The 23,379-nt window shown below is 42.6% G+C and carries 20 protein-coding genes and 2 tRNA genes; 15 read left to right on the top strand and 7 right to left on the bottom strand.

Features of this window, described 5'->3' with window-relative positions:
- Positions 1-105: 105 nt before the first annotated feature.
- Positions 106-1,164 carry a class I fructose-bisphosphate aldolase gene (locus I2I33_RS18165; RefSeq protein ID WP_087421260.1) on the bottom strand — a complete coding sequence of 353 codons (1,059 nt, stop codon included), beginning with the start codon at positions 1,162-1,164 and terminating at the stop codon, positions 106-108.
- Positions 1,165-1,290: 126 nt separating this feature from the next.
- Between I2I33_RS18165 and I2I33_RS18160 the strand changes: the two genes are divergently transcribed.
- From I2I33_RS18160 to eis, 4 genes are all read left to right on the top strand, one after another.
- A complete protein-coding gene (locus tag I2I33_RS18160; protein WP_087421261.1) occupies positions 1,291-2,721 on the top strand; it encodes an alpha-L-fucosidase in 1,431 nt (476 codons plus the stop codon).
- A 62-nt stretch (positions 2,722-2,783) separates the two neighbouring features.
- Positions 2,784-4,523, top strand: a complete 1,740-nt coding sequence (locus I2I33_RS18155; RefSeq protein ID WP_087421262.1) for a thiamine pyrophosphate-dependent enzyme — start codon at positions 2,784-2,786, stop codon at positions 4,521-4,523.
- Between the two features lie 44 nt (positions 4,524-4,567).
- Positions 4,568-5,464 carry a DUF2156 domain-containing protein gene (locus I2I33_RS18150; RefSeq protein WP_087421263.1) on the top strand — a complete coding sequence of 299 codons (897 nt, stop codon included), beginning with the start codon at positions 4,568-4,570 and terminating at the stop codon, positions 5,462-5,464.
- 48 nt (positions 5,465-5,512) lie between these two features.
- Positions 5,513-6,571 carry an enhanced intracellular survival protein Eis gene (gene eis / locus I2I33_RS18145; RefSeq protein ID WP_087421264.1) on the top strand — a complete coding sequence of 353 codons (1,059 nt, stop codon included), beginning with the start codon at positions 5,513-5,515 and terminating at the stop codon, positions 6,569-6,571.
- Here the strand turns inward: eis and I2I33_RS18140 are convergent.
- Complete coding sequence (locus tag I2I33_RS18140; protein WP_087421265.1) at positions 6,568-7,344, bottom strand: hypothetical protein; 777 nt, start codon at positions 7,342-7,344, stop codon at positions 6,568-6,570. The genes eis and I2I33_RS18140 overlap by 4 nt on opposite strands.
- Positions 7,345-7,559: 215 nt before the next feature.
- On the opposite strand from I2I33_RS18140, the gene feoB reads away from it, so the two are divergent.
- Both feoB and I2I33_RS18130 read left to right on the top strand, forming a co-directional pair.
- Positions 7,560-10,037 (top strand): ferrous iron transport protein B, encoded by a 2,478-nt coding sequence (feoB, locus tag I2I33_RS18135; protein WP_087421266.1) that lies wholly within the window; start codon positions 7,560-7,562, stop codon positions 10,035-10,037.
- A gap of 49 nt (positions 10,038-10,086) precedes the next feature.
- Positions 10,087-10,242 (top strand): FeoB-associated Cys-rich membrane protein, encoded by a 156-nt coding sequence (locus tag I2I33_RS18130; protein ID WP_087421267.1) that lies wholly within the window; start codon positions 10,087-10,089, stop codon positions 10,240-10,242.
- 17 nt (positions 10,243-10,259) lie between these two features.
- Here I2I33_RS18130 and rpmH read toward each other — a convergent pair whose 3' ends face one another.
- Entirely contained in the window at positions 10,260-10,418 is a 159-nt protein-coding gene (gene rpmH / locus I2I33_RS18125) for a 50S ribosomal protein L34 (RefSeq protein WP_071595963.1), read from the bottom strand.
- Positions 10,419-10,705: 287 nt separating this feature from the next.
- On the opposite strand from rpmH, the gene I2I33_RS18120 reads away from it, so the two are divergent.
- The 3 genes from I2I33_RS18120 to pdxT all read left to right on the top strand — a co-directional run bounded on the left by I2I33_RS18120 (position 10,706) and on the right by pdxT (position 13,510).
- Positions 10,706-11,575, top strand: coding sequence for an RNA polymerase sigma factor RpoD/SigA (locus I2I33_RS18120; RefSeq protein WP_087421268.1), 870 nt, complete (start codon positions 10,706-10,708; stop codon positions 11,573-11,575).
- Between the two features lie 406 nt (positions 11,576-11,981).
- Positions 11,982-12,851 carry a pyridoxal 5'-phosphate synthase lyase subunit PdxS gene (gene pdxS / locus I2I33_RS18115; protein ID WP_027201445.1) on the top strand — a complete coding sequence of 290 codons (870 nt, stop codon included), beginning with the start codon at positions 11,982-11,984 and terminating at the stop codon, positions 12,849-12,851.
- 92 nt (positions 12,852-12,943) lie between these two features.
- Complete coding sequence (gene pdxT / locus I2I33_RS18110) at positions 12,944-13,510, top strand: pyridoxal 5'-phosphate synthase glutaminase subunit PdxT (RefSeq protein WP_164719626.1); 567 nt, start codon at positions 12,944-12,946, stop codon at positions 13,508-13,510.
- Positions 13,511-13,539: 29 nt separating this feature from the next.
- Here the strand turns inward: pdxT and rfaE1 are convergent, their stop codons facing one another.
- The 3 genes from rfaE1 to I2I33_RS18095 all read right to left on the bottom strand — a co-directional run bounded on the left by rfaE1 (position 13,540) and on the right by I2I33_RS18095 (position 18,934).
- Entirely contained in the window at positions 13,540-14,481 is a 942-nt protein-coding gene (gene rfaE1, locus I2I33_RS18105; protein WP_087421270.1) for a D-glycero-beta-D-manno-heptose-7-phosphate kinase, read from the bottom strand.
- A 103-nt stretch (positions 14,482-14,584) separates the two neighbouring features.
- Positions 14,585-15,677 (bottom strand): peptide chain release factor 2 gene (gene prfB / locus I2I33_RS18100; protein WP_118304733.1). Its coding sequence is split into 2 segments (ribosomal slippage): positions 14,585-15,613 and positions 15,615-15,677, totalling 1,092 coding nucleotides; the frame shifts between segments, so codons are not numbered across the junction.
- A 68-nt stretch (positions 15,678-15,745) separates the two neighbouring features.
- Positions 15,746-18,934, bottom strand: a complete 3,189-nt coding sequence (locus I2I33_RS18095; RefSeq protein WP_087421271.1) for a DUF2723 domain-containing protein — start codon at positions 18,932-18,934, stop codon at positions 15,746-15,748.
- Positions 18,935-19,122: 188 nt separating this feature from the next.
- On the opposite strand from I2I33_RS18095, the gene I2I33_RS18090 reads away from it, so the two are divergent.
- Together I2I33_RS18090 and I2I33_RS18085 are read left to right on the top strand one after the other, a co-directional pair.
- A tRNA-Gln gene (locus I2I33_RS18090) sits at positions 19,123-19,193 on the top strand.
- Between the two features lie 67 nt (positions 19,194-19,260).
- A tRNA-Leu gene (locus I2I33_RS18085) sits at positions 19,261-19,344 on the top strand.
- Between the two features lie 12 nt (positions 19,345-19,356).
- On the opposite strand, the gene I2I33_RS20450 is transcribed toward I2I33_RS18085, so the two are convergent.
- On the bottom strand, positions 19,357-19,488 hold the full coding sequence (locus tag I2I33_RS20450) for a hypothetical protein (protein WP_255378866.1): 132 nt from the start codon (positions 19,486-19,488) through the stop codon (positions 19,357-19,359).
- A gap of 15 nt (positions 19,489-19,503) precedes the next feature.
- Here I2I33_RS20450 and I2I33_RS18080 point away from each other — a divergent pair, with 15 nt between their 5' ends.
- The 4 genes from I2I33_RS18080 (at position 19,504) to I2I33_RS18065 (ending at position 23,279) form a co-directional block, all read left to right on the top strand.
- Positions 19,504-20,409 (top strand): HEPN domain-containing protein, encoded by a 906-nt coding sequence (locus tag I2I33_RS18080; protein ID WP_087421272.1) that lies wholly within the window; start codon positions 19,504-19,506, stop codon positions 20,407-20,409.
- Between the two features lie 652 nt (positions 20,410-21,061).
- Positions 21,062-21,598 (top strand): TetR/AcrR family transcriptional regulator, encoded by a 537-nt coding sequence (locus tag I2I33_RS18075; protein WP_087421273.1) that lies wholly within the window; start codon positions 21,062-21,064, stop codon positions 21,596-21,598.
- A gap of 12 nt (positions 21,599-21,610) precedes the next feature.
- The gene (locus I2I33_RS18070; protein ID WP_087421274.1) at positions 21,611-22,081 is read left to right on the top strand and encodes a DUF2867 domain-containing protein; all 471 of its coding nucleotides are present in this window, start codon (positions 21,611-21,613) and stop codon (positions 22,079-22,081) included.
- A gap of 70 nt (positions 22,082-22,151) precedes the next feature.
- Positions 22,152-23,279 carry a GyrI-like domain-containing protein gene (locus I2I33_RS18065; protein ID WP_087421331.1) on the top strand — a complete coding sequence of 376 codons (1,128 nt, stop codon included), beginning with the start codon at positions 22,152-22,154 and terminating at the stop codon, positions 23,277-23,279.
- Positions 23,280-23,379: the final 100 nt, after the last annotated feature.

The following is a 23,379-nucleotide window of genomic DNA, read 5'->3' as shown; positions in this document are numbered from 1 at the left end:
CTAGTGAGAGTACGACGAGACACCGTGGAGAATAATACGAGATACTATAGATTCAATGAGGGGGCTCAAAAGTTTTTGACACTCCCTCATTGGTTGCTATTTTTGTTAGGCTAACGTGATATTTTTATCCAGGTAAACGTCCTGGATAGCATTTAGTAATTCTACACCTTGGTTTATCGGTTTCTGGAAGGCTTTCCGTCCGCTGATAAGTCCCATTCCGCCGGCTCGTTTGTTGATTACGGCTGTTATGACAGCTTCTTTTAAATCGGACGCTCCTTTAGATTCACCCCCGGAGTTGATCAGGCCAATGCGTCCCATGTAGCTGTTGGTCACTTGGTAGCGGCAGAGGTCTATCGGGTGGGAGGACGTAAGTTCGGTATAAACTTTTTCATTCGTTTTTCCGAATTTAAGTTCGGTAAATCCCCCGTTAACCGTCGGGAGCTTTTGTTTTACGATGTCAGCTTGGATCGTTGCCCCTAGGTGATTGGCCTGTCCTGTCAAATCTGCTGCCGAGTGGTAATCTACTCCGTCTTTTTTGAAACTTCCGTTACGAAGGTAACACCAGAGGATGGTTGCCATACCTAGTTCATGTGCATGGGAAAATGCCTCTGATACTTCTAGTATTTGTCTGCGACTTTCCGGTGAGCCGAAGTAAATTGTGGCACCTACCGCGGCGGCTCCCATATTCCATGCCTCTTCCACCGTACCGTATAGTGTTTGGTCGTATTGAGTCGGGTAGGTTAGTAGTTCATTATGATTGATTTTCACTATGAACGGGATTTTGTGAGCGTATTTACGAGCCACGGCTCCGAGTACTCCGAATGTTGATGCCACGGCGTTACACCCGCCCTCGATAGCAAGTTTTATGATGTTTTCCGGATCAAAATAGAGAGGATTTGGGGCGAAAGACGCTCCTGCCGTGTGTTCAACTCCTTGATCCACGGGGAGAATGGACACGTAGCCGGTATTTGCTAAACGGCCGTGACTCAGGATGCTTTGCAGATTGTTCAGAGTACGGGTATTTCTATCGGATGACATCCAAATTTCATCAATAGTATTGGGTGACGGGATGTGAAGTAACGATTTATCAATGGTTTTACAGGTGTGGTTCAATAGGAAATCACTTTGATCTCCTAGGATTTCGATTATTTTGTTTGTACTCATATTAATTGATATTATATTATTTAGTTTCATACGTGAATAATTAGATTTTTGTTGTCTAAATGAGAAAAATTGTTTATTTTTACATTTATTATAACAATAATTGTGACTGCTGTGAGAATATGCTGTATGATTTGGTGTTTTTTATGCGTGATTTCTTTGTCGGCCGAGGCTCAGAAGGGGAAATATTTTGAAAAAAATGTTCGTTTCCCGGAGAAGGTTACACTGGAGGAGAAAGTGGAGATGGCAGCAAGACTGGTCCCGACAAAGCAACAATTAGCCTGGCAGCAGTTGGAATTGACAGCTTTCATCCATTTTGGAATAAACACGTTTACCGGGAAAGAACAAGGTGACGGCAAGGAGTTTCCGGTGATGTTCAATCCGGTAGCGCTGGATGCGGAGCAGTGGGTGAAGGCGTTAAAGGCGGGAGGCCTCAAGTCCGTCGTGCTGACCGCCAAACATCATGATGGTTTTTGTTTGTGGCCGACAAAAACGACTCGTCATGCTATCACGGCCTCTCCGTGGAAAAACGGGAAAGGCGATGTAGTTCGGGAATTGAAAAAAGCGTGTGACCGGAACGGGATGAGATTCGGAATTTATTTATCCCTTTTGGATCGGAACATTTCTTATTACGGGGACTCTCCCCGGTACAACGAGTTTTTCGTGAAACAACTGACGGAATTATTGACCGAGTACGGGAAAATAGATGAAATTTGGTTGGATGGGACTAGTGAGATAGGCATTGACGGGAAAAGACAGGAATATGACTGGGAATTGATATTGAAAACGATTCATAAGTTACAGCCTAACGCGGTTACGGCTTTTTATGGTGATGATATTCGTTGGATCGGGAATGAAAGTGCGAGAGGGCGTGGGGCCGAATGGAGTTCCGTTGCGTTGGTCCCGGGGTGTTATCCGGATGCGAAAAAGCGTAATGAAGAGATGCGTTTAAGCGTGTTTTCCCGGGATCTTGGGGGAAAAGAGATTATTGATCGTGCGACGGAATTGTTCTGGTATCCTTCGGAGGTGTCGGTCTCTATTCGTCCTAGCTGGTTTTATCACGAGAGGGAAGATTTGAAAGTGAAATCTTTGTCGGAATTGGTGAGGGTTTATTTCCAGTCCGTGGGATGTAATTCTTCTTTATTGCTGAATGTGTCACCAGATAAGCGGGGTGTGCTTTGCGAGACCGATGTCACTCGGTTAAAAGAATTCGGAGAGTATCTGGAAAAGATGTATGCGAAAGATTTTGTTTCCCGGTGGGCTCGGGCGTGGACAGCCCGGCAGGGGGAAAGTAAAGAATATACCTTGGGGAAGGGATGTACGATAAACACGATCTTGTTGCAGGAAGATATTAGCCGGGGACAGCGGGTGGAGTCGTTTACCGTGGAAGGGTTGGTGAATGGTACTTGGCAGGTGTTGGGAAAAGGGGGTACGATTGGTTATAAACGTTTGTTGCATATCCCGGATGTTGCCGTGGAGACTATTCGTGTCACGATTAATGACTGTCGTAAAGAGGCAAACATATCACGGGTGGGAGCGTTTCTGGCTCCTAAAATATAAACTTTTCTTTTTATTTTTCGTTTTAGCCATAGAGACTAAAAACAATATAAAATACAGGATCTATGGCTAAAAAAGTTGCAGAACAGTTGGTTGATATGCTGGTTGAGGCCGGTGTGAAAAGAATTTATGCCGTCACGGGCGATAGTTTGAATGAGATAAATGATGCCGTAAGGAAAAATGGTAAGATTCAGTGGGTTCACGTGCGCCACGAGGAAGTCGGAGCCTATGCGGCTGGGGCGGAGGCTCAATTACACGGGCAATTGGCTTGTTGTGCCGGAAGTAGTGGTCCGGGACACGTTCATTTGATTAACGGGCTATATGATGCGCATCGTTCGGGTGTCCCGGTGTTAGCGATTGCCTCCACGATGGCCACGAGTGAATTCGGGACTCGTTATTTTCAGGAAACGGACACGATGAAGTTGTTCGAAGATTGTAGTTATTATAACCAGGTGGCGACCACGCCCTGCCAGATGCCTCGTATGTTGCAGGCTGCCATGCAAGCGGCAATTTCCGGTTCGGGAGTAGCCGTGATCGGGGTTCCCGGGGACGTGACGGCTCGTGGGGCAGAGGAGATATTTTCTGCCGTTAAGACATTTCCGACACATCCTTCCATACGTCCCTCGGATGAAGAATTGGATGCGTTGGCTGATTTATTGAATGGGAAGGAGAAGATAACTTTGTTTTGTGGGATCGGGGCCAAGGATGCCCACGCCGAAGTGGTGGAATTGTCCGGGTTGCTGAATTCTCCCGTGGCATATTCTTTTAAGAGTAAGATGGAGATACAATATGATAATCCTAACGAGGTGGGAATGACCGGTTTGCTAGGGATGCCTTCCGGGTATGACAGTATGCACGAGGCGGAAGTGCTGGTGATGTTGGGAACAGATTTCCCGTATGCAGCCTTTATGCCGGAAAACAACACGATCGTGCAGGTGGATATTAAGCCGGAACGTTTAGGACGACGGGCCAAGGTGGCTATGGGGCTATGTGGGGATGTGAAGAGTACGTTACAGGCATTGTTGCCTCGTATCAAGCAAAAACAGACAGATGATTTTTTGCAGAAACAATTGAAAGGGTATGAACGGGTGAAGGAGAACTTGAATGCTTACGTGGAGGAGAAAGGACAAACAGATAAAATTCATCCGGAGTACGTGATGTCCGTCGTGGATCAATTGGCGTCGAAGGATGCGATTTTCACGGTTGATACGGGGATGACGTGTGTATGGGGAGCGCGCTATCTGCACGGGACGGGAGAGAGAAGAATGTTAGGCTCTTTTAATCATGGTTCAATGGCAAATGCTGTTCCGCAAGCGATCGGGGCCTCGCTGGCCTTTCCGGAGCGGCAAGTTTGGGCTTTGTGTGGGGATGGGGGAATCTCTATGCTACTGGGGGATCTTTCGACAATCGTACAGTATAAATTACCCGTAAAAATTGTCGTGTTCAATAATCGTTCTTTGGGAATGGTGAAGTTGGAAATGGAGGTTGCCGGGTTACCGGATTGGCAGACGGATATGGACAATCCAGACTTTGCGCTTGTGGCAAAAGCGATGGGAATGGAGGGATTCACGGTGAACGATCCGGAGAAGGTACAAGCCGTGCTGGAACAGGCGATGAATATTGACGGGCCGGTACTTGTAAACGTGATGACAGATCCGAATGCTTTGGCCATGCCGCCTAAAGTGGAGTGGAGCCAGATGATGGGGTTTGCCCAATCCATGTATAAATTGATGATAAACGGACGGACGCGGGAGATACTGGATACGATCAGTTCTAATTTTAGACATATGAAGGAGGTTTTATAAATGAGAAAGATCGTATCTTTGTGACGGAAATTAAAAGTAATTATATGATAGATTTTAAACCGATCAGAATAGAGGATAAAGAGTTGATAACGACCTATTTTTTGGCATGTGGGAACCGGGATTGCAATCTTTCGTTTGTGAACTTGTACACGTGGCAGTTCTTGACCAATAGTCATTACGCTGTGGTTGATGACTGTCTCGTGGTGCGTTTTACATTGGATGAGGAAAGTGTCGTGTACACGATGCCCGTGGGAACCGGGGATGTGAAGAATGTGATCGAGTTGTTGAAACAGCAAGCCAAGACCGAAGGACACGTTTTACGTGTACATGGAGTTTTTCCGGAGTTGGAGGAATGGTTCAACCGGGAGTTCCCGGGAAGTTTTGATTATCGGTTGGATCGGGATTATTTTGATTATATTTATTCCCGTCAAGAGCTGGCTGAATTGAAAGGTAAAAATTTTCAGCCTAAGCGGAATCACGTGAATAAGTTCAAACGCACCTATAATTACAAGTACACGCCATTAACAGTAGATTTGATCCCGCATTGTTTGGAACTAGAGGAAAAATGGTGTGAAGAGCATGATTGTGAGGAAGAGGAGAGTTTGATAAATGAGCGAAAAGCATTGAATATTGCGTTGCGAAATTTTGATGCTCTTGGTTTGGTTGGAGGAGCGCTCTGGGTGGATGATGAAATCGTCGGGTTCACGTATGGCGCCCCGGTAAATCATGATACCTTTGCCGTTCATATCGAGAAGGCTGATAGTCATATTGACGGTTCGTATAATATTTTGAATCAGGAGTTCGCACGGCATATCCCGGAACAATATGTTTATCTGAATCGGGAGGAAGATTTGGGAATTCCGGGATTGAGAAAGGCGAAACTATCTTATCGTCCGGTGATATTATTGGAGAAAGGGTATGCCGAATTAATTGAAAGTTGAAAATGAGAAAATCTCTCATTTCAAAGGTTGTTTAATTTAAATACGTGTATGATGAAACGGGAAGTCATGGAGTTATGGAGGGTGTGTTTTGATGATACGGAAGAGTTCATTCAATTCTATTTTGACAAAAAATACAAGGAGGAGAATGCTCTGGTGTATTGGGATGAACAAGGTGCGGCTATTGCTGCTTTACAAACTCCTCTTTACCCTATGACTTTTGGCGTGACACAAATTGTAACAGGGTATATTTCGGGGGCTTGTACTCATCCATTGGCCCGGGCCCGGGGCGTGATGACGAAGTTACTGCGGGAGGCTTTCTACGTGATGAGAGGAAGAAAGATTCCCGTGAGTACCCTGATTCCGGCCAGTGAATGGTTGTATGATTATTACGGAAAGATGGGGTATGCGACTGTTTTTGATTATACTCTGGAACATTACACGATTTTGGATAAACCGGTTGCGGATCATTTTCGGGTGGAAGCTATTCGGGAGGTGGGGTTGTTAACGGATGACTTGTTTAATTATTTTCAGTCAATGATGCGTTTACGTCCTTGTTGCGTGCAGCATGAACGGGAAGATTTTGAGGTGATCGTGGAAAGTTTGCGAATGGATGGAGGGGCGTTGATTGTCGTGTATAGCGATAAAAATATTGTTGGGATGGCTTTTGCCGAACCGAGAGGAAATCATGCTTTGGTACTGGATGGAATGTATGACTCCGAGGATGTCAAACGGGTGGCTTTGTGGGGAGTGATGAAATATCTGGATGCGGCGGAGATATATTGCCGTGTACTTCCTGCCGGAAAAGCGGATGAGCACCGGGGAATGGCACGTGTGTTGGACGTGGAACAAATGCTCCGTTTGTATGCCGTGAATAATCCGGAGCAGGATCTCGTGCTGAAAGTAACGGATGACTGGATTCCGGAAAACACGGGAATATACGTAATCGGGAAAGGAGATTGTGTTTGTGATAATGCAAAGCAGGTGGAGGCGGAGTTGTCCGTGCAGGAACTGACGCAATTGCTTTTAGGCTACTACCCGGAACATTTTCCCGAGTTGGAGCCTTATTTCAAAAAATGTAGTCCTTTCATAAGCTTGATGCTGGACTAGAATGGTCTTGATTTGTGCTTTGGAGGGGATTTAGTTTCCAAGAAATCCTCAATCTCTTTGGTGGAAAGTTTTTTCACGTTCGTGATGATGATGTTTTCGCTTAAAAAGTTCCCGTAAGTGTTACACTCGTCTATAATCGAATTGAAAATCTCTTTTAGGTTAGCCTCGATTGGTAACAGAAGGGTGAACGTGATGTATTTCTCGAATTGTTCGATTTGTTCGATCTCTCCTTGGCTTTTGCTAATGACCAATTCTGTCTCTTTTTGGGCAATATCCCACTGGAAAGGTTGTAGCGTGACCCCCTCATTGGCAACATAAACACAAAAATAACGTAACAGCGTGTCGTGACCGCCTAGGCCGGTGGACACGAACACGGTCGATTCGTCCAGCAGGTTGGATTGAATCAGCATCCGGGATTGTTGCAAGGCTATGGTTGCCCACGGTTTGATCGGGGTATCTTGTTTTTGGAACGATTCAATGCTTCGGTATATAGAAATGTCATCGACCATGGACAATAGGATTAACAAAGTTTTTTTCTTTTCGGCATCAACGGCCTCGTCAAATAGATCTTGGACGTGTACTATCGCGTCTTCTCTCAACGCTTTGAAGTCACCACCTTTGATGAGATGCTCCAAAAGATCCATGTACTGATGTTGTACTTCTACATCAATTTCTTCTTCTAGGATATTTAAGCGCGAACCCGCCCGTGATAGCAATTGATTCACGCTTTTCCATTTTTGCTCGTCCTGGTTTTCTATATCTTCTGTTTTCATGTTACAAAAGTAAACTATTTGTTGGTTATACGGAGTAAAAAAGAAAAGATTCGTTGTTTTTCTCTATAAATTTCGGAAGACACTTAGGCTGGAAAGTCTTTTATTAATAAATTTTATAATTATTAATGATGAAATTCTCGTTATTATTCTGTGTTTATTTAGAAAAAATAAAAATAAAGTTTTTACATTCGCGATACTAATTACAAGATGTTTATATGTTACTGTCAGAACTGAAAACCGGAGAAAGTGCCGTTATTACCAAGGTGAAAGGATATGGGGCCTTTCGGAAACGATTAAACGAGATGGGATTCGTGAGGGGAAAAGTGGTGAAGGCCGTGAAGAACGCCCCTTTGAATGATCCGATTGAATATGCAATTATGGGTTATGAAATCTCTTTAAGGAGGCAAGAAGCAGCGTTTATTGAAATCGTATCTCTTGAGGAGGCTACTAATATTGTCGGGGTGTCAGGGAGCGCCCGTGATGCGGAAGAAGCTTTCGCCAAGCACTGGGAAGGTCGAGATAAACATATACATGTTGCTTTTGTCGGTAACCCCAATGCGGGGAAAACAACACTGTTCAACTACATGAGTGGTTCTCAGGAACACGTGGGAAATTACGGTGGGGTTACGGTGGATGCGAAGAGTGCCACGTTTCGATTTGAAGGTTACGAGTTTAACGTGGTCGATTTACCGGGAACGTATTCTATTTCTGCTTACTCGAATGAAGAAAAGTATGTGCGGGAATATATTATGAATAACGCACCCGATGTGGTGATTAACGTGGTAGATGCGTCTAACTTGGAACGTAATCTCTATTTGTCCACGCAGTTGATTGACATGGACGTGAAGGGCGTGATCGCTTTGAATATGTATGATGAGCTGGAACGTTCCGGGGCAACTTTCAATTATCAGGAGATGGGACAGATGATCGGGATGCCGATGATGCCTACTGTCGGGTCAAAGGGGAAAGGAATTAAGGAGTTGTTACGGGAAGTTATCGAGGTGTACGAGGGAAGAAGTGAAACGGTACGCCATATCCATATAAACTACGGGAAAGAGATTGAGGACAGCATCGTGGCCATTCGAGCCGAGTTGAAAGATGAAAAAGATTTGATCTGTAATATGTCTCCCCGTTTCCTGTCTCTGATGTTATTGGAAGGGGATAAGGACGTGTTGGAATTCGTACAACGGGATCATTCACGGGAGAAATTATTGAAGGTCGTAAAAGAGGGAGTTGAACGGATTGAAACAACCTATGGAGAGAAAGTCGAGTCGGTTGTTACCGATACGAAGTACGGTTTTATTTCCGGGGCGTTAAAAGAAACGTACAAGGAAAGTCCCGTGAATCGAAGACGTAAAACGGAGTATATTGATGCTATTGTCACGCATAAATTGTTCGGATTCCCGATCTTCTTGTTATTCCTGTTCGTGACATTTTTTGCCACGTTTAGTTTGGGAAGTTATCCGATGGAATGGATTGAGACCGGAGTCGGGGCTTTAGGTGAATTTGTCGATAACCAGATGAGTGCGGGACCTTTAAAGGATTTATTAGTGGATGGTATCATTGGTGGTGTGGGGAGCGTGATCGTGTTTTTACCGAATATATTGATATTGTTCCTGTTTATTTCTTTCATGGAAGACACGGGGTACATGGCTCGTGCGGCATTTATCATGGATAAGTTGATGCATAAACTTGGCTTGCACGGGAAAAGTTTTATTCCGATGATCATGGGATTCGGGTGTAACGTGCCGGCGATCATGTCAACGCGTATGCTGGAGAACCGGAGTGACCGGATATTAACTATACTGATCAATCCTTTCATGTCTTGCAGTGCCCGCCTTCCGGTATACATCCTGTTGGTCGGGGCATTTTTCAAAGATTATGCGGCGTTAGTTCTTTTTGGAATATACTTGTTTGGAATTCTAGCTGCTATCGTGATGGCTAAGTTGTTTAAACGGGTACTTTTCCATAAACAGGAAGTGCCGTTCGTGATGGAGTTGCCCCCGTATCGAATGCCAACCTTGAGAACGACCGTACGGCATATGTGGAGTAAAGGCGAGCAATACCTGAAAAAAATGGGAGGTATTATTATGTTTGCCTCCATATTGATTTGGGCGTTGGGCTATTTTCCCGTGGACAAAGAGCTGGAGGCTCAGTATGATGAAAAGAAGGCCGAGGTAACAAGGGCTTACGAGGCAACGATCGCTTCCGGGATCGGAAACGTGGATATGTTGAAGGAAGAACAGGAAGCGAAATTAGAGAACTTGCATCGACAAGAGGTAAGTGAACGTCAGGAAAATTCTTATATCAGTCGATTAGGGCGAACGATGGAGCCTATTTGGACACCGCTAGGTTTTGACTGGAAAGCTGGCGTTAGCTTGTTGACCGGGGTTGCGGCAAAAGAAGTCGTGGTTAGCACGATGGCCGTTCTGTACCAGGGGGAAGAGGTTATGGAGGAAGATGACGGGTCGAATGCGACGTTGGAAATGCGTTTGCGGGAACATGGGTTTACTCCGGTTACTGCCATTATATTTGTGATCTTCGTGTTACTTTATTCCCCTTGTTTTGCGGCTTTGATTGCTATCGGTAAAGAGATTGGAATGAAGTGGGCGTTTTTCGTGATGGGATACACGACGGTACTGGCTTGGGGCGTATGTTTCGTGATAAAACAGGTATTGGACTTGATTATTTAGGACGAGTCCCCGGTATCATGAATTATTAATCTAAAATTAGAGAATAGAAATGCAACTAATATTGACGTATATAATTGTGGCGATAGCACTTGTTTTTGCGGGAAGAGGTGCTTATCGTTTGTTTCGGAATGCAAAGAAGGGGAAAGGATGCAGTTGTAATTGCGGTTGCGGGGGAAAAGGAACGAATAAAAAAAGCTGCTTGTAAAAGCAGCTTTTTTTATATTAATGCTTGTGTCTGCGCTCGTCAGAAACAGTCAATTTTTTTCTTCCTTTAGCTCTTCTTCTAGCTAGAACTGCTCTACCGTTAGCGGTAGACATTCTTTCTCTGAAACCATGTTTGTTTCTTCTCTTTCTGTTGGATGGTTGAAATGTACGTTTCATTGCAATATTTCTTATGTTATTATTTTCTCACTTCGGACTGCAAAAGTAGGTATTTTTTTTATTGTGCCAAAGATTTTTGCAAAATTATCTCGATTCAAATGGTGTTTTATTCTAATTATTCGAATGATTTCTAAATTAATGGCGTATGTTTTAATTAAATGGTGGTTTCAGACAACAAAGTTAATATATCCCCGTATATTTCTTCAAGTAGATACGAAAAAAAGAGCTCTAATATTTGTTTTACTGAAATAGATGATTAACTTTAAGCCAATTATACGAAGAGACCTATGAGACAGTTAAAAATTAGCAAACAAATCACTGGCAGGGATTCGTTCTCGATAGAGAAATACTTGCAGGAGATTGGGAAAATCGACGTGTTGACGCCGGATGAGGAGGTTGCTTTAGCCAAGAAAATCCGATCGGGAGACCGAGCGGCACGGGAGTTATTGGTGAAGAGTAACCTACGTTTCGTGGTTTCCGTGGCCAAGCAATACCAGAATAACGGTTTGAGTTTGGGGGATTTGATCAACGAGGGCAATCTGGGATTAATAAAAGCTGCTGAGTGCTTTGACGAAACGAAAGGATTCAAGTTTATTTCTTATGCCGTATGGTGGATTCGGCAATCGATTTTACAGGCAATCGCAGAAAATTCGCGTTTAGTTCGGTTACCATTGAACAAAATTAGTAGTATTAACAAAGTGAATAAGTTCTTTTTCCGCTTGGAACAAGAGTTTCAACGGGAACCCACGGCAGAAGAAATCGCCTTGAAAATGGATGTTCCCGCGAAGGAGGTTAAAGATAGCTTGCGGATTGCCAATCGTCCGTTATCCATGGATGCGCCTTTGTCGGCAGACGAGGATTCCTCCAACTTGTATGACGTGATGATTACCGGGGATAATGCCATATCGGATGCCGAACGGGAGATGAATGCCGATTCATTGCGGACGGAAATTGATCGTTATTTGACGATTCTGGATGAACGCGATGCCTTAATCTTACGGATGTATTACGGCTTGGGTGGTTATACAGCCATGTCGTTGGAAGAAATTGGCGATCGGGTAGGTCTGACAAGCGAACGAGTACGCCAAATTAAATCCAAGGCTATCAAGAGACTGAAAAACTCGTGCCGTAGTAAACGGTTGAAGACGTATTTATAAGAGGTAGGTAAATTTTCCTTTTTTAGAAAGTTCTTTACTCCACAAATTTCATGTTTAATTTATGGAGGGATAGGGGGTGTTTGAGAAATTTAGACTTTCTATCTTTTCTTCTGATGATACATTTCATGTAAAATTTTTTGTGTTAGAGGGAATTGTGAGATGGGTAGTATTCTTTTAGATTGTTTGTATCTGTATTTTATGTACTTACAGTCTGCAACTAAAATATGCTTATAAAGTTAGTTTTTTCAACTAAATTGCTATATTTGTTCCCCGTTTTAGCGGGGGTGTTTTGAGTGATCGGAAACGTTTGAGGAACGGGTCTTTTCAGTCATAAATATTTGGCTCCCAGGAGCGTTAGAAGGAGAGGGGAATTATTATTATGAACACATTAATAAACGAGAACCTTATGGGGAACTATGAATTAAACAAAAATCTGGCACAAATGCTAAAAGGTGGGGTTATTATGGATGTAACCAATGTTGAACAGGCAAAGATCGCTGAAGCTGCCGGGGCATGTGCTGTAATGGCATTGGAAAGAGTGCCGTCTGATATTCGTAAAGATGGTGGCGTGGCTAGAATGTCTGATCCTCAGATGATCAAGGCTATAAAGAATGCCGTGTCTATTCCTGTAATGGCAAAAGTGAGAATTGGTCACTTCGTGGAAGCACAAATTTTGGAGGCCATTGGCATTGATTATATTGACGAAAGTGAAGTTTTAACGCCGGCAGATGATTTGTATCATGTTGACAAGACTGCGTTTAAAGTACCGTTCGTTTGCGGATGCCGTAATTTGGGTGAGGCTTTAAGACGTATTGGTGAAGGTGCTTCTATGATTCGTACGAAAGGAGAAGCCGGAACCGGAAACGTGGTAGAGGCTGTAAGACATATGCGTCAGTTGAACAATGATATTCATCAGGTACAAGTGGCTCCGGTAGAGGCTTTGATGACGATTGCCAAAGAGATGGGAGCCCCTTATGATTTAGTAAAATTCGTGCATGAGAATGGTAAATTGCCGGTAGTAAACTTTGCAGCCGGTGGTATTGCTACCCCGGCTGATGCAGCTTTAATGATGCAGTTGGGTTGCGAGGGAGTATTTGTGGGTTCTGGAATCTTCAAGTCAGGTGATCCTGCCAAGAGAGCGAGAGCTATTGTTTTAGCTACGACTTATTATAACGATCCGGTTAAATTGGCTGAATTGTCAGAGAACTTGGGAGAGGCTATGTCCGGATTGGAAATTAGCAAATTGGAAAATAAATACGCTGAAAGAGGCTGGTAAGAATAGTTTATAAAGTTCATAAGGTTTGTAAGGTTCATAAGGTAACTTGCTTTATAGATTTTATGAACTTTATGAACCTTATATTTTTTGTCATGAAGAAGATTGGAATTTTAGGTTTTCAAGGGGCGATTATTGAACATGAACGCCAGATTAAGGCTATTGGTCATGAACCCGTGATCGTGAAATACCCGGAGCAGTTGGAAGAGATTGATGGAATCATTCTACCAGGAGGGGAGAGTACCACTATGGGAAAGATTCTTAATCGGACCGGACTTATGGAGCCTTTACGCGGGAAAATCCAGAGTGGACTGCCGGTATGGGGAACTTGTGCGGGAATGATCTTGCTGGCCAAAGAACTCGTGAACGATTCAGTGACTCATTTAGGCGTGATGGATATTGCCGTTCGGCGTAATGCTTACGGGAGCCAGATCGACAGTTTTGCCACGAAAAAAGTGATCCCGGCGGTAGATTCGAAAGAAATTGAGTTGGTATTTATTCGAGCCCCTTATATCACGAGCGTGAAGGATGGGGTAAAAATTCTGTGTGAGCTTGATGGGCATATCGTTGCAGCGGAAGAAAAGAATATGTTGGTAACATCTTTCCATCCGGAACTTACAGATAATACGGCATTCTTGAAATACTTTGTATCTAAGATTTAAAAAGGCTGTTTTTAAAACAGCCTTTTTTCTTATAGATTTGCATTTAATTCTTCTATGCTGAGAGTTGCTGTCCCGATTTTCTGAACAACAATTCCGGCTGCCACGTTTGCGATGCGCATGGCTTCCGTGATTTCCTGACCTTGGGTTAAGGCTAGTGAAAGGGCCGCTACAACCGTGTCTCCGGCTCCACTTACATCAAATACTTCTTGAGAATGTGTGGGGAGATGCAAAATATTTTGATCGGAAATCAAGCTCATCCCTTGTTCGCTCCGGGTGACAAGTAATGCTGATAAACCGTAGTGATGAACGATTTCCAAGGCTGCCACGGCAATATCCTGGTCGTTATTTTTCACCGGGTGGCCAATGATGTCACCTAATTCTTTTACATTAGGAGTAATCAAGTCGGCCCCTGCATATTTCTTCCAGTTTTGCCCTTTCGGGTCCACGATAACACGGGTTCCATGTGATTTTGCCGTTTTTATCAAAAACGAACATAATTCTTCCGAGATCATGCCTTTTCCATAATCAGAAATAACAAGGGTAGGGAACTCTTGGAAGAGTGAGGCAAGATGGGTTTGAAAATCTTCTCTTGCTTTTTCAGAAAGTTCCAAATGTTGCTCGTAGTCTATACGGACAATCTGTTGCCTTCCACCAATGATGCGCGCTTTCGTGATCGTGGGTTGCTCGGTTTTGACAAAATCGGTTTTGATCCCTTTCCGGTGAGCCATGCGTTCAATCTCTTTCCCGAAAAAGTCATAGCCGATAGCCCCGCATAACGTGGCCTGCCCACCAAGACTTGTGATGTTGTTGGCCACGTTCGAGGCTCCACCTAAACGGGATTCCTCGGTTACGATGTTTACTATCGGAACTGGAGCTTCCGGGGAAATACGTTCCACCTTTCCAAAATAGTATTTGTCAAGCATCACGTCCCCGACGATCAATATCTTGCAACTATTAAAGTTTAAATCCATCTATTCATTTTAGATTTTAGATTTATGATTTTAGATTCCCTCCAACAAAACTACGCTTTTTCTTTTCGTAAATCGTAATTCATAAATCATAAATTGATTGCTTTTATTCTTCTCCGCCACCGAACATCATCAAGTAGGCTTTAATGAACTCATTGATCTCTCCGTCCATAACTGCCTGCACGTTTGATGTCTGGTAGTTGGTACGATGATCTTTCACCCGGCGGTCATCGAATACATAACTGCGGATTTGTGACCCCCACTCGATCTTTTTTTTCGTTCCTTCCACTTTATCCCGTTCTTCCTGCCGCTTTTGTAATTCCAGTTCGTACAATTGGGCTTTCAATAAACGCATGGCGTTTTCTCGGTTTTGCAACTGTGAACGTGATTCCGTGTTCTCGATCATGATTCCGGTAGGAGCGTGGCGTAACCGGACTCCGGTTTCTACCTTGTTCACGTTCTGACCACCTGCGCCACCACTTCGGAAGGTGTCCCAACTGATGTCTGCAGGATTGATCGTGATCTCGATCGTGTCATCCACGGCGGGATAAACGAACACGGATGCAAAAGATGTCATTCGTTTATTGGCCGCGTTATATGGCGATAAACGAACCAATCGGTGAACACCGTTTTCTGATTTCAGATACCCGTAAGCGTAGTCTCCCTCGAATTCGAGAGTAGCTGATTTGATACCGGCCTCTTCACCTTCCTGGTAATCCACGTGTTTTACCTTGTAACCGTTTAATTCTCCCCAGCGGATGTACATCCGGTACAGCATACTGGCCCAGTCCATACTTTCCGTACCTCCGGCGCCGGAATTGATTTTCATGATGGCCCCGAAGTGATCTTCTTCCCGGCGCAGCATGTTACGCATCTCGATGTCTTCCAGCACTCGTATGGTCTCCTGGTATTGGGCGTCCACTTCTTCCTCGGTTGCTTCTCCCTCTTTGGCGAAATCGAAAAGTACCTGTAAATCTCCCACGGCTGAGGTTACCTGTTCGTAACCCTCGATCCAAGATTTCAATTCCCGGACTTTCTTCATCAAGGCCTCCGCTTCCTTGGGATTATCCCATAGGGACGGGTTTTGTGTTCTTAACTCTTCTTCAGCGAGTTGTATCTTCTTGCCATCGATGTCAAAGATACCTCCTCAATGCTTCACCTCGCTCTGCCAATTCTTTGATATGGTCTATTGTGATCATTGTGTATTAAGTTTATAAATAAAATTCGTCCCTCCATACGAAGGGACGAATGATTCGTATATGTTATCTCACTTGTCTTGATTAGCCATCGGGAAATTTTTGTTTACCCGCTTGCTGGTTACAGGGCGTCCGCTTAACGTGCTTTCCACCATGTCCTGAATTTCTTGGGCAAAGGCATTTTCCCCGTTTCTTCTGGCCATGTCGACGAGCATTTGTAACGCCTGCATACTTCTTCTCTCGTCATTTTCCAATGCTTTTCTGCGATTCTGAGAAAGTGATCCGATATATCTCAACATTTGAGCGTTGTCAAGAGCCAGTGCCCATGCCAGATCATTCCCCTTCTCTTTTTCGCCGGCAGCATAGTAGATCGAGATGTAATTTAACAAGAAGAAGTCAGCCGGAACTTGATATAACGGAATTTCTTCCAGAGATTTATCCAGCACTCTGACAGCCTCTTGAATTTTGCTTGAATCTGTGATTTCATTGATAATCGTGTCCCCGATAACCCGTGTTTCCGTGGCGGCCTCTTGCATTAATTGTTCTGCCAAACGCAAGAAGGAGTTCCGGTATTTCATCACGGCGATGGTGTTATCATGGAAATGATCGATATTTACTTTCGGGTCCTTGATGTTGCCCCAGACAAATTTATTCATCAGGTTGTCATACAGGATCTCCGTGTTGATACGTCCGAAATCATAATAAGCCTCGTTGTTTTCCGACTTAATAGGTACAACCCGGTAAGCAGCTCCTTCTAGTTGGAAATACTTATCGAAGCCCATGTAACTGTCTTGTCCCATACCTACTCCGAAGTATACCGGACGTTCCCAGTTGTTGGTAGCTAATATATCCAGTACCATTAATTGTGATTTATTCAAAGAGCTACCTTTTAATTGAATTTCTACTCTGTCTACAATTAATGCGGAATCTTTAGGTTGTACGGTTCCATTTGCCAAAACCTTTTCCTTATCCACCGGTATGTACAAGCTGCGTGTCGGGATGAAGTCCACGGCGCCTCCTTGGTAACGGTTGGATTTGGTTTCCGGTCTGTCGCTGGCAACAAATTCCATGACTTCCTTCATGCTGAAAGGTTGTTGTATTCGTTCTTCAATCGTGACAAAATCCCGTACCCCGGCATGGTATTGGTCTTTCGTGAACGAAATGGGCACCCCGTCACTTTCGTAGGCTTTCCGTTTCATCTGGTCAATGTACCAGTCTCCGGCAAGCAAACTTAGGTTCACGATACGTACATCTCGGCGGAAACCTTCCACTTCCTGTGCGTACCATAGAGGGAACGTATCATTATCCCCGTAAGTGAACAGGATGGCATTGGGGGCACACGAACTTAGATAGTTCTTGGCATGAGCAATGGTGGCGTAACGTCCGCTACGATCATGATCATCCCAGTTTTGTGCTGCCATATTTACCGGAACGGCGAACAGGCAAACAGCGGTGACGATAATAGCTGCGTTGCGGGAATCCATCTTCTTCTGAAGTAAATCCCACAGGTAGAGAACCCCGAAACCGATCCAGATGGCAAAGGCATAGAACGATCCGGCATAGGCATAGTCACGTTCCCGCGGTTGATACGGATATTGGTTCAGATAAAGCACGATGGCAATACCCGTGAAGAAGAAGAGTAGCATAACCACCCAGAAATCTTTTTTCCCTTGTTTTCCCCGTTGATATTGATAGAACATACCCAGCAGCCCGAGGATAAAGGGAAGCATGTAATATTTATTGTTTGCCTTGTCATGTTTCAACGTGTCCGGCATCACGCTCTGATCACCGACCAGAATATTATCTATAAAAGGAATACCCGAGATCCAGTTACCATAACGGAAATCTCCATGTCCTTGAATATCATTCTGACGCCCGGAGAAGTTCCACATGAAGTACCTGAAATACATGTGCCCGAGTTGGTAACGGAACATGAAACTTAGGTTTTGTCCGAAACTTGGTTTCTGAACAGGTTGTCCGTCTACCATGTACACGGGGCCTTTGGATTGTCCCACCCACTCATAATATACCTGTGGTTCACGAGCTTGGCTATACATACGCGGGAGGATTGTGCAGAAACGAGGATCATATTTTACTTCTTTTTTATGATCCACAATATCATATTTACCCGTTTTTTCGTTTTGGTAATAAATAGGTCCGGCATCCTCTACGCCAATAACCGGGGCATTGAAGTAAGGACCGTAAACCAATGGTTCTTGGCCGTATTGATCACGACTGATATAAGAAAGCAGTGCGAATACGTTGTCCGGGCTATTTTCGTCAATCGGGGGATTACTTACGGAACGGATAACGATCATCGCGTAGCAGGAGTACCCGATAAGCATGACCACGAAACAGGTTAAGATCGTGTTCACTACCGTATGGTTGTGTTTTAACGTGTACCGGATTCCGAAAGTCAGTCCGGCGATTAAGAGTAATGCGTAGATGACAACACCCGTGTTGAAAGGCATTCCAAAGCCATTCACGAACAGCAATTCAAACCAGCCTGCAACGATAATCACGCCCGGGATAATACCCCACATGATCACGCCCAGTATGACGATAGAAAGGGCCGCTGATTTGATAATACCCCACTTGGTGGTTTCATATTTTTTGAAATAATATATGAATACAATGGCAGGAATTACGAGCAAGTTCAACAAGTGAACGCCGATGGACAGTCCGACCATGTAGGCGATAAAGATTAACCAACGATTGGCGTAAGGTTGAAAAGCAACATTTTCCCATTTCAAAATTGCCCAGAACACGACGGCCGTGAACAAAGATGACATAGCATACACTTCACCCTCGACGGCTGAAAACCAAAACGTGTCTGTAAACGTGTAGGTTAATGCCCCGATAAGTCCGGCTCCCATGATCCCGCACAGTTGTCCCATGGAACATTCTTCCCCTTCTTTTAGCACGACTTTTTTAGCCAGATGCGTGATCGTCCAGAACAGGAACAAGATCGTGAACCCGGAACATAGAGCAGACATGATGTTGATCATGTAGGATTGTGTTTCGGGACTTGGTGCGAATATGGCGAATAGTCTCGAGATAATCATGAATAGAGGCGCTCCGGGAGGGTGTCCTACTTGCAGTCCGACTGAAGTTGTAATAAACTCACCACAGTCCCAAAGGCTGGCTGTTGGTTCGACCGTAAGAATGTAAGTAATACTGGCCACCACGAACGCCACCCATCCGGTGACATTATTGATCAACCTGTAGCTTAATGTTGGGTGATTTTTAATGTTGCACATGCTTCTCCTTAGTTTGAATTTATATTTCTTATTAATATTCAAGGCTATAACAAAAATGTCATTTTTCGACAGCACGAAAATAGCAATTTTCTTTTAATTTTTCTGCATTTTCTTTTGGTGAAATAAAAAAATGCTCTACATTTGCAGCGTCAAAATAACAACAGCGGTTGTTGAAGCGACATGAAGATTGTCCCATTGTGTAATGGTAGCACAGCAGATTTTGGTTCTGTCAGTCAAGGTTCGAATCCTTGTGGGACAACAAACATGAAGAGGGGCCTTGCAGCAGGGAAGTTGCAAGGTTTTTTCTTCTCGATCTTTGAAATCATGCCCAGGTGGTGGAATCGGTAGACACGCTAGTTTCAGGGACTAGTGGCCGTACGGCTGTGCAGGTTCGAGTCCTGTTCTGGGTACAAGTACCCCTCTTAATCGTATGATTTTGAGGGGTATTTTTTTTGTTGTACATTTTTAGGGAACAATTGTGGTAAACCTAAACCATGTAAATTGGCATGATTTTGCATCCCTTTCTGCTTGAAAAACGTTACATTTGCTTTCATAATAAATAGCTATTTATGAAGAAGTCAATCGCTTTCCTGCCTAAGAAAAATCGGGAAGATCTGAAATACCTCGTTGAGTTAATTCTGGATAAGATTCCGGTGTGCGAAATGATCATTCTTTATGGGAGTTATGCTCGCGGTACTTACGTGAGTTATGATGAGCGCGAAGAATTTGGTATACCTACTTCTTTTAAAAGTGATTATGATATATTGGTCATTAATAGTGCATGGGGCTATGAAAAAATTGAAAATAAGTTGGTAAGCGTTCGCAATATTTACGACAAACGGGGGGATCATCGTTATCGGGTTCCCGTGCAGTTTATTCATGATAGCATAAAGAAAGTAAATGAAGATTTGAAATACAGTCGTTATTTTTATACTGAATTAAAGCGTGATGGGATAATGCTTTATAATAGTGGGAATAATAAACTGGCGAGACGGAAACCATTGAATTTTGGGGAAATAAAGAAACAAGGGGAAGAATATTTTAGAGAAAAATTCGCTAAAGCCAGACTTTTTATAGAGCAAGCTGTTTTTATGTATGATAAGGAAGAATATGTCATGTCTTCTTTTAATTTGCATCAAGCTTGTGAAAATTTGTTCAGCGCAATTTTGTTGACATTTACCCTGAAAAACGATAAGGAGCATAATTTAGAAGAGCTTTTTAAGGTTTCACGCGGATATGCTCCCGAACTGATTCGAGTTTTTCCTATTGGGAATGAAGAAGAAGAACGATTATTTAAAATACTTGTGTGTTCTTACATTGAAGCTCGTTATAATCCGGAATTTAAAGTAAGCCGGGAAGATGTTGAAGACTTGATGGTGAAGGTTGAAAAGTTTGGAATGGTTACAAAGGATGTGTGTGAACGGAGAATAAAGGAGTATGAAGGGTTGGCAAAGACAGAAAAGAAAAGGAGATAAGAATTGTGTAATTTAGAGGAGAAGTAATGGTCGTCTTATTGAGAATGGGGGGAGAAACTACCTTTTTTTCGAAGTTGATTCGGGGCTTGCTCGTGGTTCATACAATCCGGATTACATGAGCCACGAGTAAGCTCTGTTTGACGAACGAGTGAGGGGTATTTTCTCGATTACTCTACGGTTAAGTTACGGTTATTTTTTGACTGTGTTACGAACCCACCATCCCTTCGTTCGAATCCTTTTAGATGCAAAAAGAGAGTCAACTTTTGTATGCTAACTCTCTTGTTCTTACTCTTTTTTTGCGGAGAGACAGGGTTATGAACCTACTCCCCAATATCCTTGAAATTCAATTTCTTATCATCATGTCGAAGCCTTAGGGGGTACAACTTAGGTTACAAAAACTATATTTTTCTGTCACCTTTTGGCTGTTCGTTGTCTGCCTAAAACTACGGTTCAAAGATACGGCTTTCTTTTGAAATACGCAAATCATTGAAAATAAATCTTCTGCAGTTAGTGCAAGGTGCAAGCTATATATATAGATATATACTTGCACCTTGCACTAAATTTTTGAAGAAAATAATAGGGCTGTTTGCTTAATCCAGATTTCTTTCATACATTTGCATACCATATAGTATGGTATTATAAAAACGATAATATGAAGAAAGTAGAGAAAAAACAATGGTTTGTTATTGGGCTTCAAATTATAGAAAACAATGGGGTTGCAAAAATCACAATAGACAACTTATGTAATCTCTTAGAAATTACAAAAGGAGCGTTTTATCATCATTTCAAAAATATAGACGGGTATATAGATGCTCTTATGGCTTTTTGGGTAAAAGAGAATACACTTGCATTTATCGAAGAAGTAGAAAAATTAGGGAGTTCAAAAGAAAAGTTACATACCTTATCGAAAATGTCTGCTTCCTCTGAATACAAATGCGAGGGACGGATTAGAGGGTGGAGTTATACAAATGATATTGTACAGCAATATGTCGCACAAGTAGATAAATTGAGATTAGACTATTTGACAAAGTTAATCCAAGATTGCGGATATGATGTAGAGTATGCGCATAAAATAGCTACTATCCAATATTCCTTATTGATTGGATTGCAACATATCTGTTCTGAAATCCCTGCTTGTGATTTCAATGAACTTCAAAATATACTGATTGAAAAATTTGAAACAAAATAATAAAGGTAAACCATGAAACAGAAAAATAGCTTGATTATCAAATATCTCCCAGCAGATTACAAAGATTGTTTTTGGGAAAAAATTACAAATAAGCCAAATGTGTCTGTACAAGAACTGTTTGATTTAATGTTCATCCAATACCCAAAATGGGTATCATGGTTATTGAAGTTACGTGATTTTATTGTAAAACCATTAGGCATAAAAGCAAGTAAATCGTTCAAGGAGTTAATCATAGAACAAAATAGTCACGAAATCATCTTAGGGACAAAAGATAAGCACTTGACATTCTATGTATCTATATCCTGTTTTGAAGTAAACCGAAACGAACAAATTGCAAGTATAACTACACTTGTAAAATACAATAATATTTTAGGTAAAGTGTATTTTATTGCAATATGGATATTCCACAAATTTATAGTTTATCGACTATTAAAAAGAGCCATTAGAAAATGTGACAAATTGAATTCAAAAAGAGTATATTAAAAGATAGCTATTTATGGTAACTTCTTTCATAACCCATTAAGTAACTTTGCTCCCGATAATCAAGATAATGATGCAAACAGATACAGAAACCAAATATTGCCAAACTTGCGGAATTCCCTTAGATATTGACTATAATAATCTTGGGACAAATATAAGCATGGAGTATTGTGACTATTGCTTAAAGCACGGTGTCAAGGGTTATGATTTTTCAATGGACTATCTGATTTACCTTTGGGGGCTTTTCCCCGAAGAATATTATAAGGAAGTAGGCATATCCTATACTTCATCGGAAATTAGAGATATAATGTCAAGACGGCTTCCCGAAATCAAACGGTGGAAACAGAAAATAAATACGGCACATGTACTGTATGAGTTGGTTGTGAGAATACAAGAATATATTAACCGACATTTGTTCGATGAGCTTAGTTTAGATACTCTGTCGCAAACGGCGGGTATTTCTAAATACCATTTTCGGCGTGTTTTCAAAACTGTGTGTGGTGAGAATATCGGGCTTTACATCCAACGGTTACGATTGGAATATATCGCTTTCAAGTTAATATCAACCGATATAAGCGTTACAGAACTACTATACCAAATCAACTATCAAAACAAACACACGCTTTCGAGAGCATTCAAGAGTTATTTTAATTGTACGATACCTGAATTTCGTAAACTTCACTTGAATGCCTGCTCCGAAGGAAAGCACCCGGTACAAATCGTTCCTCGTATTGAGAAAGTTCTGCCCATTCGTATTGCCTGTTTGAAGTTGGAATGGACGGAGCATATAAGCCATGACTTTTCGGTATTATGGAAACAGATATTACACCTTTCTGAAAGCTGCGATTTGCAGTCAAATAATTGCCAATATATAAGTCTGACTTTGGATTGTCCGCTAATTTCCTCGGAAAAACAAAGTCGTTTCATGGTTGGAATAACCGTTCCGGCATCATTCTGTGTTCCAAATGGTTTCTTTACTTATGAAACAGAAGCTGGCGAATATGCCGTATTTCCGTTCAAGGGACTATATCACGAATTGAACCGAGTGTATCGTTACATATACCTCGATTGGTTGCCGTCAAGCGGATATACATTAAGAGAGCCATTCACTTTTGAAACCTATCTCAATACCCCGAAAAAAACTCCAGTTTCAGAATTGAGAACGGATATTTATATTCCTATTGTGCGAAAAAACAAATGAATAACTTAAATTTGAAAATCGAGTGGAAAATCCGCACTAATTTGGCCCTTCTTTTCCAATAGAACTTGGTCCTTGAAATCCACTCGAAATTGACCCGGTT

It is taken from the genome of Butyricimonas sp. BSD2780061689_150309_C8, assembly GCF_015560935.1.
GTDB lineage: Bacteria > Bacteroidota > Bacteroidia > Bacteroidales > Marinifilaceae > Butyricimonas > Butyricimonas paravirosa.
The sequence above is the reverse complement of the archived record's forward strand: the minus strand, read 5'-3'. Positions and strand labels throughout refer to the sequence as shown.

Bases quoted from the DNA above. Each gene is read 5' to 3' on its own strand.
- I2I33_RS18165 (WP_087421260.1), bottom strand. From the start codon at position 1,164: ATGAGTACAAACAAAATAATCGAAATCCTAGGAGATCAAAGTGATTTC.
- I2I33_RS18160 (WP_087421261.1), top strand. From the start codon at position 1,291: ATGATTTGGTGTTTTTTATGCGTGATTTCTTTGTCGGCCGAGGCTCAG.
- I2I33_RS18155 (WP_087421262.1), top strand. From the start codon at position 2,784: ATGGCTAAAAAAGTTGCAGAACAGTTGGTTGATATGCTGGTTGAGGCC.
- I2I33_RS18150 (WP_087421263.1), top strand. From the start codon at position 4,568: ATGATAGATTTTAAACCGATCAGAATAGAGGATAAAGAGTTGATAACG.
- eis (WP_087421264.1), top strand. From the start codon at position 5,513: ATGATGAAACGGGAAGTCATGGAGTTATGGAGGGTGTGTTTTGATGAT.
- I2I33_RS18140 (WP_087421265.1), bottom strand. From the start codon at position 7,344: ATGAAAACAGAAGATATAGAAAACCAGGACGAGCAAAAATGGAAAAGC.
- feoB (WP_087421266.1), top strand. From the start codon at position 7,560: ATGTTACTGTCAGAACTGAAAACCGGAGAAAGTGCCGTTATTACCAAG.
- I2I33_RS18130 (WP_087421267.1), top strand. From the start codon at position 10,087: ATGCAACTAATATTGACGTATATAATTGTGGCGATAGCACTTGTTTTT.
- rpmH (WP_071595963.1), bottom strand. From the start codon at position 10,418: ATGAAACGTACATTTCAACCATCCAACAGAAAGAGAAGAAACAAACAT.
- I2I33_RS18120 (WP_087421268.1), top strand. From the start codon at position 10,706: ATGAGACAGTTAAAAATTAGCAAACAAATCACTGGCAGGGATTCGTTC.
- pdxS (WP_027201445.1), top strand. From the start codon at position 11,982: ATGGGGAACTATGAATTAAACAAAAATCTGGCACAAATGCTAAAAGGT.
- pdxT (WP_164719626.1), top strand. From the start codon at position 12,944: ATGAAGAAGATTGGAATTTTAGGTTTTCAAGGGGCGATTATTGAACAT.
- rfaE1 (WP_087421270.1), bottom strand. From the start codon at position 14,481: ATGGATTTAAACTTTAATAGTTGCAAGATATTGATCGTCGGGGACGTG.
- I2I33_RS18095 (WP_087421271.1), bottom strand. From the start codon at position 18,934: ATGTGCAACATTAAAAATCACCCAACATTAAGCTACAGGTTGATCAAT.
- I2I33_RS20450 (WP_255378866.1), bottom strand. From the start codon at position 19,488: ATGAAAGCAAATGTAACGTTTTTCAAGCAGAAAGGGATGCAAAATCAT.
- I2I33_RS18080 (WP_087421272.1), top strand. From the start codon at position 19,504: ATGAAGAAGTCAATCGCTTTCCTGCCTAAGAAAAATCGGGAAGATCTG.
- I2I33_RS18075 (WP_087421273.1), top strand. From the start codon at position 21,062: ATGAAGAAAGTAGAGAAAAAACAATGGTTTGTTATTGGGCTTCAAATT.
- I2I33_RS18070 (WP_087421274.1), top strand. From the start codon at position 21,611: ATGAAACAGAAAAATAGCTTGATTATCAAATATCTCCCAGCAGATTAC.
- I2I33_RS18065 (WP_087421331.1), top strand. From the start codon at position 22,152: ATGCAAACAGATACAGAAACCAAATATTGCCAAACTTGCGGAATTCCC.